Genomic DNA, 12,676 nt, shown 5'->3' on the forward strand with positions numbered 1-12,676 from the left:
GCGCCGCCATGGCGATATCGCGTCCACTCAGGACAGCATGTCGGGCAGCGCAACGACGGCGATGCCGGCGGCTTCCAGCGCGCTACGGCACGCGCCGGCGACCGCAACCGCGGTCGGCTCGTCGCCGTGAACGCACAACGAGTCGAAACGAAGCGGGATCCGCTTGCCTCCTGCCGAAACGATCTCGCCGGTTTCGACCAGTCGCACACAGCGCTCGGCGGCCACCTTGGCGTCGGTGATCACGGCACCCGCGACGGCGCGCGATTGCAGAGCGCCATCGTCGTCGTACACGCGGTCGACGAACGCTTCGCGCGCCAGCGGCAGGTCCAGGCGCTGCGCCGCGGCCTCCATCTCCGACCCCGCCGTCACCAGATAGATCGCGTCGCGATCGACCGCCCTGATGGCGCGGCCGATGGCCATGGCGTAATCGGGATTGGCGGCCGCCATAGCGTGAAGGGCGCCGTGCGGCTTGACATGCGTCACCTTGAGGCCGGCGTAGGCCGCAACGGCGGACAGCGCGCCGATCTGGTAGGCGATGAGGTACTCAAGATCGGCCGCCGCCATATCGATACGGCGGCGCCCGAATCCCACCAAATCACTGAAACCGGGATGGGCGCCGATCGACACACCGCGCTCCTTGGCCTTGACCACCACGCGATGCATCACCGTCGGATCGCCGGCATGCATGCCGCACGCAACGTTGACGGAGGCGACAATCTCCATCATCGCCTCGTCATTGCCGATCTCGTAAAGTCCAAACCCCTCGCCGATGTCGGCATTGAGATTGATCCGTCCGGCCACCAAGCCCCTCCATTGCAGCGAGCTTTGGATTATGTTTAAGCTCGCCCTTACTCGAGAAATTCCATAATTAAATGGATATTCGAAATATTAGCTTCACAATTTGGTAATCTCTGCCGCCGGCAGCCCCCGTCAATTCACGGAGAGCCAAGCCAGATGCGTTTCCTGCCCGCCGGCGATAGCGCCCTGGTGGTGGAACTCGGCGACGCCATCGATGCTGCCGTCGGCATCCGGGTGGCGCGCTTCGCCACCGTGGTTGCGGCGCAACACCTCGACGGCATCACCGAGGTGGTGCCGACCTTCCGCTCGTTTCTGGTCTGCTACGACCCGCTCGCGACCTGCCAGGCCCGCCTGATCTCCGACATCGAGGCGCTGGCCCTGTCCGATCCCGCCCCGGCGCAGCCGCCGCGGCGATGGACCTTGCCAGTTTGCTACGCAGCAGAGTGCGCGCCGGATCTCGCAGAGGTAGCAAAATCGTCACGATTGAGCGAAAGCGAGGTGGTGCGACGCCACACCGGCGCGACCTACCACGTCTACATGCTCGGTTTTCTACCCGGATTTGCCTACCTCGGTGACCTGGACCCGGCGCTGCGGCTGCCGCGCCGGGCGACGCCCCGCACCCGCCTGCCGACCGGCTCGGTGGCGATCGCCCAAGCGATGACCGCGATCTACCCGGTCGAGAGCCCCGGCGGCTGGCACCTGATCGGCCACACCCCGGTGAAGATGTTCGACATCGCGGCCGACCCGCCGGCGCTGCTGGCGCCGGGTGACGCTGTGCGCTTCACCGCCATCAGCCGTGACGACTGCGGCGCCATCGCCGACGCCGTCGCGGCCGGCCGCTTCCGGCTGGAACCGGAGCGGATGGCGTGAGCGCCCTCATCGTCCATCGCCCAGGTCTCGCGACCACGGTACAGGACCGCGGCCGGTTCGGGTTCCTGGCAATCGGTGTGCCGCCGTCCGGCGCGCTGGATCGCGACTCCCATGCCATCGCCAACGAGTTGGCCGGCAATCCGCCGGACGCCGCGGCGCTGGAGATCCGCCTCACCGGACCTGCGCTCGAACTCGATGCCGACAGCGCGGTGGTCGCGGCGGTCGGCGCGGCGCTGCAGGTCTGCGGCCGAACCATTCCACCCGGCCGCAGCGTGCGGGTCATGCGCGGCGATCTGATCGAGGTCACCGCGCCGCAAGCGGGAGCGACCGCCTATCTCGCAATCCGGGGCGGCATCGACGTGCCGGCCGTGCTCGGCAGCCGCTCGACCTTCCTGCGTGGCCGGTTCGGCGGATTTCTCGGCCGCGCGTTGCAGCCGGGCGATCGCCTGCCGCTCGCCACCGGCAGCGTGCCGCGCGAACCGGACCGCGCCCTGCCGGCCTCGGCGCTGCCGGTCAGGCCCGAGGTGCTGCACGTGGTGCTTGGCCCCCAGGCCGACGCCCTCACCCCCGCGGCGGTCGCGACCTTCCTGTCGGGTCGCTACACCGTGACCCACGACGCCGACCGCATGGGGCTGCGCCTGGCCGGCGCCAGGCTGGACCACGCCGGTTCGTTCGACATCGTGTCCGATGCTATCGCACCGGGCTCCATCCAGGTGCCAGGCTCGGGCCTGCCGATCGTCCTTCTGGCCGACCGCCAGACCACCGGCGGCTATCCGAAGATCGCCACGGTGGTGTCGTCGGATCTCGCCGCGGCCGGCCGGCTGCGCCCGGGCGACAGCGTGCGTTTCGCCGCGTTGGACGTTGCAGCGGCGGAACAGCGCGCCCGCGACCACGCCGCGCGCCTCAAGGCGGTGCTCGAGCGCATCGCCCCGGTCGCCCCGGTGGGCGAGATCAACGAGGCAGCGCTGCACTCGGCGAACCTGATCCACGCCGGACCGTTCGAGTGAGCAACGCTCAGGCCCGAGCCGGGCCTACATCGCGCCTTGGACGCGGCGTTGCCGGGATTCCAGCCACTCGGTGGCCTGGTCCGCCATCGCCGGCTTGGCGATCAGAAAGCCCTGGCCGCGGTCGCAGCCCATCCGCCGCAGGTGAGCGAACTGGACTTCTGTCTCGATACCCTCCGCCACCACCGTCAGATCGAGACTGTGAGCAAGGCGGATGATGGTGCGGGCGATCACGGCGTCTTCCGGATCGGTGTCCATGTCGCGCACGAACGACTGGTCGATCTTGAGCACATCGACCGGAAAGCGCTTGAGGTGGGCGAGCGAGGAATAGCCCGTGCCGAAATCGTCGAGCGCGATGCGAACGCCGAGGCGGTGCAGCGCTTCCAGGTTCGACTCGATCTTGGGATCCTGCGAAATCACGACGTTCTCGGTGATCTCGATCTCGAGGTGCCGCGGCAGCAGCCGGTTGGCCGCCAGCGCCGCCACCACCCGCGCCGGCACCGAGGCATCGCGCAACTCGGTGGCGGAGAGATTGACCGCGACATAACCGGGATCGAGCCCGTCGTCGAGCCAAGCCCGCATCTGCCGGGTGGCGGCGCCGATGGTGAAGGCGCACAGCTCGCCGTCGAGGCCGGCGGAGGTGGCGACATTGAGGAATGTGCTCGGGCCTAGCACGCCGCGGGTCGGATGCTGCCAGCGTACCAGCGCCTCGAACCCGGCCAGCCGGCGGCGGCCGGAAATATCGACGATCGGCTGGTAGGCAAGCCGGAACTGCTGGTCCTCGATGGCCTTGCGCAGCTCGGCGATCAGCTCCATGCGCGCCACCGTCTCGGCCATCATCGCCGAGTTGAAGAACGACACGGTGCGCCGGCCGCCCGACTTCGAACGGTAGAGCGCGACGTCGGCATTCTTCAGCAATTGCGCCGGCTCAACCCCGTCGGTCGGAAACATGGTGACGCCGATCGAGGCGCTGGTGTGCAGCATATGCCCGGCGTGGCGCACCGGCTGGCGGCAGGCGTCGAGCAGGCTGTTCGCCTTCCGCGCCACATCCTCGGCACTGCTCACCTCGCCGAGCACCACCGCGAACTCGTCGCCGCCGAGCCGCGCCACCAGATCCTGACGCCGCACGCCGGCCTGGAGGCGGCGGGCGATCTCCTGCAGCAGCGCGTCGCCGGCGTCATGGCCGATGGTGTCGTTGACGTCCTTGAAGTGGTCGAGGTCGATGAACAGCAGCGCCCCGGTCGAGCAGCGCGCGTCGCAGATCGCCAGCCGCCGGCCCAGCTCGTCGTTGAACGAGCGCCGATTGAGCAGCCCGGTGAGGGTGTCGCGGAACGCCAGATCGCGGATCTGCGCCTCGGCCGCCTTGCGTTCGCTGATGTCCTGCACCAGCGCCATCCAGAGGTTCTGGGTGGGATCGACCGAGACCGCGCTCATCGACACCGGCACACGCTGGCCGGTCCTGGTGAGGCACTCGGTCTCGAACAGGCGGCTGCGCCCGCTGGCGCGCATCTCGGCGAGCACTTCGGCATCCAGCTTGGCCTGATCGTCCGGCCGCAGCATCGACCACATCAGGCCATTCGCAACGTCGAGGCGATCGTAGCCGATGATCCGTAGAAACTCGTCATTGGCCTCGACCAGCCGGTTGCCTTGCCATGTCACCACGCCGATGACGCCGGACGTGTAGAGCAGCGACAATCGGGCGTTCATGTCGCGAAGCGCGGTCTCCACCTCGACGCGCGCCGACACGTCCTGGCCGGTGCCGCGATAACCGCGAAAGACGCCGTCGGCGTCGAAGATCGGCTTGCCGCTCACCGACATGTGGACCAGGCAGCCGTCCGCCGCCCTGATGGCGTAGCGGAATGAACGGAACGGCCGGCGTTCCTTGAGATCGTCGAGATGGGCGGCCCAAACCGGATCGCGGAGATTGCCACCGGCACGCTCGATCCGGGTGGTGCCGATCGCCTCGGGCAGGCCCCAGCGCTCAGCGCCGCAACTGGTATCGAACACGAAGCGGTGCTGGTCGTCGGTCTCCCAAAGCCAGTCGGTCGCGGTGTCGAGATAGTCCTTCAGCCGCTGCTCACTGAGGGCGCGTGCCGCCTCGGCTTCGGCGCGGCGAGCGAGTTCGTCGTTGAGGCGATTGACCGTGCGCCGCAGTTCGAGTTCGTCGGCAACCAGCGCGGCCAGTTCGGTCAGGCCGGCGATCTGGGCCGCGGACAGCGGCTCGCGCCGCGGCTGCTGGTCCAGCGCACACAGCACGCCGATACTGAAGCCGTCATGGGTGCGGATCGGCGTACCGGCGTAGAAGCGCAGCCCCATCTGCCCGCACACCGCGGGGTGATCGAAGAAACGGGGGTCGGTCGCCGCGTCCTCAACCACCAACGGGTCGAGGCCAAGAATGGTGTGAGCGCAGAACGCAACGTCGCGCGGGAACTCCTGCTGCGCAATGCCGATCCGCGCCTTGAGCCAATGGCGCTCGGCATCGACGAACCCGATCGCCGCCGCGGACGCGCCGACCAACGTCGTCACCAGGCCCACGAGGCGATCGAAGGACTCCTCGGGCGCAGAGTCCAGAATGTCATAGCGCCGCAAAGCCTCAAGACGCTGGGCTTCATCGGCGGGACGTAACGCAGAACGCATGTTTCACCACGCTACCCGGGGGCACGACCAACATGAGATCCGGCCGATTTACGAAAAGTTATGGACGCGAAGAATCGCAAGCTCAACCGCGGCGAGCGGCGCGATTGTCGCCGTTACCGCTAAAGTTTGATGAATCGAGTCCAATTGCGCCTGCCATAAAGCAAAGGATTCCAACGTTTTCCCACGTTACGTTCCCGCAGGCCAGCACCGGCGCGCCGCAAACGCCCGGTTCGGTATCGGGCTCACGGCACCAATTTCCGCTCGCTATGTCTCAACCATTGCCTGCAACCGAACCGATCCATCGCCGCCGCGTTCTGTCGTCGGAGGATTTCCATGCTGACCAGATCACGGCTGCCCGCCACGTCCGACCGCGTTCCGCTCCACACCAGCGTGAGCGCCAATCGCGCCATTGCCCGTCGCATCGAATGGAGCGTACGCTACCACGCCGCGCACCCCGAGCGCATCGGCCAGCGTCTAGCCAAGCTTGACCGTGAGTGGGACATCGAGCGGGTGCTGGAAGCCAACGCCGCCGTGCTCACCGTCACCGGCGTAGCGCTGGGAGTGACGCGGCGAACCGGCTGGCTGGTGCTCCCGCTGATGGTCGGCGGCTTTCTGTTCCAGCACGCGGTACAGGGCTGGTGCCCGCCACTGCCGGTGTTGCGGCGGCTGGGCTTTCGCACGGTGGCGGAAATCGATACCGAACGCTACGCCCTAAAGGCGGTGCGCGGCGATTTCGGGCCGATCGGTCCGGGCGTCTATGACGCCGATACTCGCGCTGCCCACGCTCTGCAAGCAGCGCGGCTTTAGCCGCGCGGCTCAACTCGCCGAAAATCCTTGATCCGAACGGGTTTGCGACCGGACCGCCAAGCTCCGACCTGATCGGCCGGGGTTGCGTTACCCCTTGTCGCGCAGCAGGCGGCCCTTTTCACGCTGCCAGTCGCGGGTCTTGGCGGTTTCGCGCTTGTCATGGGCCTTCTTGCCCTTGGCCAGCGCGAGCAGCACCTTGGCGCGGCCCTTGTCGTTGAAATACACTTTGAGAGGCACCAGCGTCATGCCCTCGCGCTCGACCGCGCTCATCAGCTTGAACACCTGCCGCTTGTGCAGCAGCAGCTTGCGCGGCCGTTTGGGCTCGTGGTTGAAGCGGTTGGCTTCGAGGTATTCGGGGATGTTGGCGTTGACCAGCCAGATTTCGCCGTTCTTGGCGTCGGCGTAGCTCTCGCCGATGCTGGCCTTGCCGCCGCGCAGCGACTTCACCTCTGTGCCGGTGAGAACGATGCCGGTTTCAAAGGTCTCGCCGATCTCGAAATTGTAGCGCGCCTTGCGGTTGTCGGCGACCACTTTGCCGGTATTCTCATCCTTCCCCTTCACCATGATCCGCCAGGGCCGCCCCTCTTGAGCACGATCCGGCTCCGGCGATGCCGGCCCGGATCTTCCAGATTGTTGTTCGATTGCGAGGTGTCGCCGAGCCGCCTGCGGCCCGGCCGAACGCCAATCTTAGAGCATTTTCCGCAACAGTGGGAACTCGTTTTTCGGAATAAAATGCGATAGTTCAGACGCTTAGATAATCCACCATGTTCGATCGGAGCGCCGGTTGCGCTAGAGCGCCCGCCGATCTGATTGAAACAAGCCGACGCTCTAAGTCTTTGAGTTGTCGCATTCTCTTGCGCAAAACCGGTTCCCACTTTTGCGGAGAATGCTCTAGTTGAGCAGACCGGCGTGGGACATCGCCTCGCGCACCGCGCGCCGCGTCGGCTCGAAGGTCGGCACCAGCGGCAGGCGGACATCGTCGGACATGCGGCCGAGCAGCGACAGCGCATACTTCGCCGGCGAGGGGTTGGTCTCCAGGAACAGCGCGGTGTGGAGCGGCATCAGGCGGTCCTGCAGTTCCAGCGCCTTGGCGTAGTCGCCGGCCAGGCACGCCGCCTGGAACGCCGCGCACAGCCGCGGCGCCACGTTGGAGGTGACCGAGATGCAGCCATGGCCGCCATGGGCCATGAAGCCGAGCGCCGTGGCATCCTCGCCGGACAACTGGTTGAAGTCAGGGCCCAGCACCTGACGCTGCAACGACGCCCGCACGACGTTGGCAGTGGCGTCCTTGACCCCGGTGATGTTCGGCAACTCGAACAACCGCTTCATGGTGTCGACCGACATGTCGATCACCGAGCGCGCCGGGATGTTGTAGATGATGATCGGGATGCCGATGGCGTCGTTGACCGCCTTGAAGTGCTGGTAGAGCCCTTCCTGGGTCGGCTTGTTGTAATAGGGCGTCACCACCAGCACCCCGTCGGCGCCGGCCTGCTCGGCGTGGCGGGCCAGTTCAATGGCCTCGGAGGTGGAGTTGGAGCCGGCGCCGGCAATCACCGGCACCTTGCCGCCAGCCTCCTGGATGCACCATTCCACCACCTGCTTGTGCTCGTGGTGGCTGAGCGTCGGGCACTCGCCGGTGGTGCCCATCGGCACCAGCCCGTTGGTGCCCTCGTCGACCTGCCAGGCGGCGTGCGCCCGGAACGCCGCCTCGTCGACCTTGCCGTTCTTGAACGGGGTCACGAGGGCGGTGAAGGATCCGCGGAAATTGCTCTTGGCCGTCATGACAATAGTCCCTCGCGGTCGGCGTGCGGGCTGACGCCCCCGGTAACCGTCCTAAATAATGGTGATCCGACGTCGGAGGAAGGCCTTTCGGCGCCCTTGTTTCGCCGTACCGCGCCGTCATGGTCGCCGCCGGCATCCTCGGAAAGGCCCGGTCGTCGCCGCAATTGGTCAACACTTCCTAAAGGAGATCGCCGGAAGGTGGCTTATCCGGAGCAAGCTATGCGAACAGCCGCCACCCTCGCCACTGCCGCGATCGTTGCCTTTGCGAGCGTTCCTGCCGTTGCCGGCGACGATGAGTTGGTCGTTACTAACGCAGCCTCCCGCCTGTTCGGCGGCCTCGGTTCCCCGACCGTCAGCAACGAGGCTTCCGCCGCCGCCCAGGCGATCTCGCTGATCGAGCGCGGACGGGGTGCGGAATCCGACCAGATCGCCGCGGGCCTGCGCGATCCGGCCGCCCGCAAGACCGTCGAGTGGATGCGCCTTCGCCGCGATACCACCGGTGTCGGCTTCGATCGCTTTGCCGCCTTTGTCCGTGAAAATCCTTATTGGCCGGGTGCGCGCCTGATCCGCAAGCGCGCCGAGGGCGCGCTGTGGGAAGACCGGGCGCCGAGCGCCACCATCCGCGCCTTCTTCGCCAATTCGCGCCCGACCTCCGGCAAGGGCAAGCTGGCGCTCGCCCGCACCTTCCTGGAAGCCGGCGACCGCGCCAATGCGCAGGCGCTGGTGCGCGATGCCTGGCGCACCGAGCCGTTCTCAAGAGACGGCGAGGACGACGTGCTGCAGATGTTCGGGCCGCTGCTCGGCCGGGCCGACCACAAGGCGCGTACCGACATGTTCCTCTATGCCGAGGACGCCGAGGATGCGATGCGCAATGCCGCTCGGGTCGGCCCCGACATGGTGGCGGTCGCGCGGGCCCGCATTGCCGCCATCAGGAAGGACAAGGCGCTGGCAAAGCTGCTCGAGGCGGTGCCGCCCGCCGCCCGCAGCGAGCCGAACTACATCTATGCCCGTTCCCAGTTCTACCGGCGCGACGAAAACGGCAAGCTTGCCGCCGAGTGGGTGTTCCGGGCGCCGAACGACGCCCGCGCGCTGGTCGACACCGACCAGTGGTGGATCGAGCGCCGGCTGCTGGTCCGCCGCCTGATCGAGGAAGGCGACCCCCGCGCCGCCTACCGCATGGCCGCCGGCGCCGCCGTGCCCGACAAGGAAAACTACAAGATCGAGCGGGAGTTCATGGCCGGCTGGGTGGCGCTGCGGTTCCTGCGCGACCCTGGCACCGCCCGCAGCCATTTCTCCCGCATCATGCAGATCACCGGCAACCCGACCAGCCAGGCCCGTGGCCACTACTGGCTCGGCCGCGCCGCCGAGGCGGCGGGCGACCGCGCCGGCGCCCGCGCCGCCTATGAGCGCGGCGCCCACGTCGTATCCGCCTATTACGGCCAGCTGTCGCGCGCCAAGCTCGGCCTCACCGACCTGCCGATCCCGGGGCTGCCGCAGCCATCGCCGCAAGGACGCGCCGCGTTCCAGGCCTCCGACCTCGGGCGGTCGCTGCGGCTGCTTTACGACATCAACCGCACCGACCTGACCGTGCCGATGTACGCCGAACTCGGCGAGACCATGCGCGACCCCGACCAGCTGGCGGCGCTGGCGGAGCTCGCCGCCCAGCGCAAGGACGCCCGTGCCATGCTGCTGGTCGGCCGCGGCGCCGTTAACCAGGGCCTGCCGTTCGAGGCGGCGGCGTTCCCGGCGATCGGGCTGCCGGCGTTCCCGCCGGTCGGGCCGTCCGCGGAAATCCCGGTGGTCTACGCCATCGCCCGCCAGGAGAGCGCCTTCAACCCGCGCACGGTGTCGAGCGCGAACGCGCTCGGCTACATGCAGGTGACGCCGGAGGCCGGGCGCTACGTCACCCGGAAGTTCGGACTGCCGTTCGACGAAAAGCGGCTATTGTCCGACCCGGTCTACAATATGCAGGTCGGGGCCGCCGAGATCGGCGACTTGGTTCAAGACTACGACAACAACATGATCCTGGCGTTCGCCGGCTACAACGCCGGGCGCGGCCGGGTGCGCGATTGGGTCGGCCGGTTCGGCGACCCGCGCGATCCCAAGGTCGATCCGGTCGACTGGGTGGAGATGATCCCGTTCTTCGAAACCCGCAACTACGTCCAGCGGGTCCTGGAGAACCTGCAGGTCTACCGTGTGCGCTTCTCCGGCCGCTCGGCGCTCAAGATTGAGGCAGATCTGCGCACCGGGCGGTGAACCAGACCTCTATCGTGACGGTCGCCGGCGCCGGCCCTCGGGCCGGCGTTCTGTTTCGTACAAAGATCGAGGCAATGTTCCCTGCCGTTACCGGAGGCACACCGACGCCGTCCGGGATGCGCGTGAACCTCGACCTGCCGCCCTCGGCGAGCGTGGCGAAGCCATGCGAGGGAAGAGGGCCCATGGAACACCACGCCCATCGAGACAAATGCACCGTCGACACTGCGGCCCGTCCTGGCTCAGCGGAGCCTATCATTTGATGTCGTGGTCCCTGGGTCCCCTTCCCTCGCCCCGCTTCGCGGTGCTCGCCGGGGACGACCGCGGTGACGGACGCGACAGAGTGCTTCACTCCTCCTCCACCCCTTTCACCCTCTGTCGCCTGATGTCGCGTTCCCGACAGCATCGTGTCGCATTCGCCCGGCCGAACATAAGCCCAAGCCCGCGATATCCTGATAACCAATTATATTATCGATAGAATCGGCGCCGCAACCGAAACTGGTACGCCGCTTGCTTCGTTCACAGCGAATTCATGAGGAGAGCGACACGATGCATATCGTGGTCTGCATCAAGCAGGTTCCGGATTCGGCGCAGATCCGCGTCCACCCGGTCACCAACACCATCATGCGGCAGGGCGTGCCCACCATCATCAATCCGTACGACCTGTTCGCGGTGGAGGAGGCCCTCCGGCTGCGCGACAAGTTCGGCGGCGAGGTCACCATCCTCACCATGGGCCCGCCGATGGCGGCGGATTCGCTGCGCAAGGCGCTGACTTTCGGCGCCGACCGCGCAGTGCTGCTCACCGACCGCTTCTTCGCCGGCTCTGACACGCTGGCGACCTCGTTCGCGCTGTCCTCGGCCATCACCAGGATCGGCGAGGTGTTCGGCGCGGTCGACATCGTGTTTACCGGCAAGCAGACCATCGACGGCGACACCGCCCAGGTCGGCCCCGGCATCGCCAAGCGTCTCGGCCTCACCCAGCTCACCTACGTCGCCAAGGTCGCCGAGCTCGATCTCGACGGCCGCTCGATCGAGGTGCACCGTAGAGCCGAAGGCGGCGTGCAGGTGCTGAAGTCGCCGCTGCCGTGCCTGATCACCATGCTGGAGGGCACCAACGAGATCCGCCGCGGCTCGATGATGGATGCGCTGCGCGCCGCCCGTGCCGATGTGGTGAGCTGGAGCGCCAAGGACGCCGGCATTCCCGACGTTACCAAGTGCGGCCTCAGGGGCTCGCCCACCGTCGTCAAGCGGGTGTTCGCGCCGACCCCGCGCGCCGAGAAAGCGCAATTCGTCGACCCCGCCGGCGAGCCGCCGGCGGATGCCCTGATCAACGCCATCTTCAAGCGCGCGCCCAAGCTCGAAGCCGAACTGGCCGAGCTGTCGCGCGGATACTGAACGCCGAACGGGAGCACGTCACATGGCAGAAAACCCCGCCACCCCCGCCCCGGCGAACAGCCGCGCCGCCGCCAAGAAGGACCTGCCCGAGCACTTCAAGGCGTACAAGCACGTCTGGGTGTTCATCGAGCAGGAGCGCGGCCACGTTCACCCGGTGTCGTTCGAGTTGATGGGCGCCGGCCGCCGCCTCGCCGACAAGCTCGGCGTCGAACTCGCCGGCGTGGTGCTGGGCGGCCCCGGCGAGGCCACCGACCACGCCGTCGCCGAGACGTTCTGCTACGGCGCCGATGTCGTCTATACCGTCACCGACCCGGTGCTGGAGAACTACCGCAACGAGCCGTATTCGAAGGCGCTGACCGACCTCGTCAACACCTACAAGCCCGAGATCCTGCTGCTCGGCGCCACCACGCTGGGCCGCGACCTCGCCGGCTCGGTGGCGACCACCCTGCTGACCGGCCTGACCGCCGACTGCACCGAGCTCGAGGTCGACGCCGACGGCTCGCTTGCCGCAACCCGCCCGACCTTCGGCGGCTCGCTTTTGTGCACCATCTACACGCTGAACTTCCGGCCGCAGATGGCGACGGTGCGTCCGCGCGTGATGCCGATGCCCGACCGGGTGCAGAAGCCGATCGGCAAGATCGTCACCCACCCGCTCGGCATGGTCGAGGACGACATCGTCACCAAGGTGCTGTCCTACATTCCCGATCGCGACTCGGCCAAGTCGAACCTCGCCTTTGCCGACGTGGTGGTGTCCGGCGGGCTTGGCCTCGGCTCGGCGGAGAACTTCCAACTGGTCAAGCAACTCGCCAACGTGCTCGGCGCCGAATACGGCTGCTCGCGACCCCTGGTGCAAAAGGGGTGGGCGGCGACCGACCGCCAGATCGGCCAGACCGGCAAGACCATCCGGCCCAAGCTCTACATCGCCGCCGGCATTTCGGGCGCGATCCAGCATCGCGTCGGGGTCGAAGGCGCCGACCTGATCGTCGCGATCAACACCGACAAGAACGCGCCGATCTTCGATTTCGCCCATGTCGGCATCGTTGCCGATGCGATTCGTCTGTTGCCCCTGCTTACCGAGGCATTCCGCAAGCGGCTGTCGCCGCACATCAGCGACAAGCTTGCCGGCTGAA

10 protein-coding genes are annotated in these 12,676 nt (G+C 67.3%); 6 read left to right on the top strand and 4 right to left on the bottom strand.

What is annotated here, in order from left to right; genetic code table 11:
- Positions 1-27: 27 nt before the first annotated feature.
- On the bottom strand, positions 28-801 hold the full coding sequence (locus BVIR_RS10950) for a LamB/YcsF family protein (RefSeq protein ID WP_055038835.1): 774 nt from the start codon (positions 799-801) through the stop codon (positions 28-30).
- A 153-nt stretch (positions 802-954) separates the two neighbouring features.
- Here BVIR_RS10950 and pxpB point away from each other — a divergent pair, with 153 nt between their 5' ends.
- The gene (gene pxpB, locus BVIR_RS10955) at positions 955-1,668 is read left to right on the top strand and encodes a 5-oxoprolinase subunit PxpB (RefSeq protein WP_055037694.1); all 714 of its coding nucleotides are present in this window, start codon (positions 955-957) and stop codon (positions 1,666-1,668) included.
- Entirely contained in the window at positions 1,665-2,675 is a 1,011-nt protein-coding gene (locus BVIR_RS10960) for a 5-oxoprolinase subunit C family protein (RefSeq protein WP_055037695.1), read from the top strand. Before pxpB ends, BVIR_RS10960 begins: the two co-directional genes overlap by 4 nt.
- A gap of 24 nt (positions 2,676-2,699) precedes the next feature.
- Here BVIR_RS10960 and BVIR_RS10965 read toward each other — a convergent pair whose 3' ends face one another.
- Complete coding sequence (locus BVIR_RS10965; protein ID WP_082417015.1) at positions 2,700-5,309, bottom strand: sensor domain-containing phosphodiesterase; 2,610 nt, start codon at positions 5,307-5,309, stop codon at positions 2,700-2,702.
- Positions 5,310-5,642: 333 nt separating this feature from the next.
- Here BVIR_RS10965 and BVIR_RS10970 point away from each other — a divergent pair, with 333 nt between their 5' ends.
- Positions 5,643-6,116: a YgaP family membrane protein gene (locus BVIR_RS10970; protein WP_055037697.1), complete on the top strand. Its 474-nt coding sequence runs from the start codon at positions 5,643-5,645 to the stop codon at positions 6,114-6,116.
- 87 nt (positions 6,117-6,203) lie between these two features.
- On the opposite strand, the gene smpB is transcribed toward BVIR_RS10970, so the two are convergent.
- Both smpB and dapA read right to left on the bottom strand, forming a co-directional pair.
- Positions 6,204-6,680 (bottom strand): SsrA-binding protein SmpB, encoded by a 477-nt coding sequence (smpB, locus tag BVIR_RS10975; protein ID WP_055037698.1) that lies wholly within the window; start codon positions 6,678-6,680, stop codon positions 6,204-6,206.
- A gap of 327 nt (positions 6,681-7,007) precedes the next feature.
- The gene (gene dapA, locus BVIR_RS10980; protein ID WP_055037699.1) at positions 7,008-7,898 is read right to left on the bottom strand and encodes a 4-hydroxy-tetrahydrodipicolinate synthase; all 891 of its coding nucleotides are present in this window, start codon (positions 7,896-7,898) and stop codon (positions 7,008-7,010) included.
- Between the two features lie 219 nt (positions 7,899-8,117).
- On the opposite strand from dapA, the gene BVIR_RS10985 reads away from it, so the two are divergent.
- The 3 genes from BVIR_RS10985 to BVIR_RS10995 all read left to right on the top strand — a co-directional run bounded on the left by BVIR_RS10985 (position 8,118) and on the right by BVIR_RS10995 (position 12,675).
- Complete coding sequence (locus tag BVIR_RS10985) at positions 8,118-10,154, top strand: lytic transglycosylase domain-containing protein (protein WP_055037700.1); 2,037 nt, start codon at positions 8,118-8,120, stop codon at positions 10,152-10,154.
- Between the two features lie 546 nt (positions 10,155-10,700).
- Positions 10,701-11,546 carry an electron transfer flavoprotein subunit beta/FixA family protein gene (locus tag BVIR_RS10990; protein ID WP_055037701.1) on the top strand — a complete coding sequence of 282 codons (846 nt, stop codon included), beginning with the start codon at positions 10,701-10,703 and terminating at the stop codon, positions 11,544-11,546.
- A 22-nt stretch (positions 11,547-11,568) separates the two neighbouring features.
- The gene (locus tag BVIR_RS10995; protein WP_055037702.1) at positions 11,569-12,675 is read left to right on the top strand and encodes an electron transfer flavoprotein subunit alpha/FixB family protein; all 1,107 of its coding nucleotides are present in this window, start codon (positions 11,569-11,571) and stop codon (positions 12,673-12,675) included.
- Position 12,676 lies beyond the last annotated feature (1 nt).

Source organism: Blastochloris viridis, from assembly GCF_001402875.1.
Lineage (GTDB): Bacteria > Pseudomonadota > Alphaproteobacteria > Rhizobiales > Xanthobacteraceae > Blastochloris > Blastochloris viridis.

Bases quoted from the DNA above. Each gene is read 5' to 3' on its own strand.
- smpB (WP_055037698.1), bottom strand. From the start codon at position 6,680: ATGGTGAAGGGGAAGGATGAGAATACCGGCAAAGTGGTCGCCGACAAC.
- BVIR_RS10965 (WP_082417015.1), bottom strand. From the start codon at position 5,309: ATGCGTTCTGCGTTACGTCCCGCCGATGAAGCCCAGCGTCTTGAGGCT.
- BVIR_RS10995 (WP_055037702.1), top strand. From the start codon at position 11,569: ATGGCAGAAAACCCCGCCACCCCCGCCCCGGCGAACAGCCGCGCCGCC.
- BVIR_RS10990 (WP_055037701.1), top strand. From the start codon at position 10,701: ATGCATATCGTGGTCTGCATCAAGCAGGTTCCGGATTCGGCGCAGATC.
- BVIR_RS10985 (WP_055037700.1), top strand. From the start codon at position 8,118: ATGCGAACAGCCGCCACCCTCGCCACTGCCGCGATCGTTGCCTTTGCG.
- BVIR_RS10970 (WP_055037697.1), top strand. From the start codon at position 5,643: ATGCTGACCAGATCACGGCTGCCCGCCACGTCCGACCGCGTTCCGCTC.
- pxpB (WP_055037694.1), top strand. From the start codon at position 955: ATGCGTTTCCTGCCCGCCGGCGATAGCGCCCTGGTGGTGGAACTCGGC.
- dapA (WP_055037699.1), bottom strand. From the start codon at position 7,898: ATGACGGCCAAGAGCAATTTCCGCGGATCCTTCACCGCCCTCGTGACC.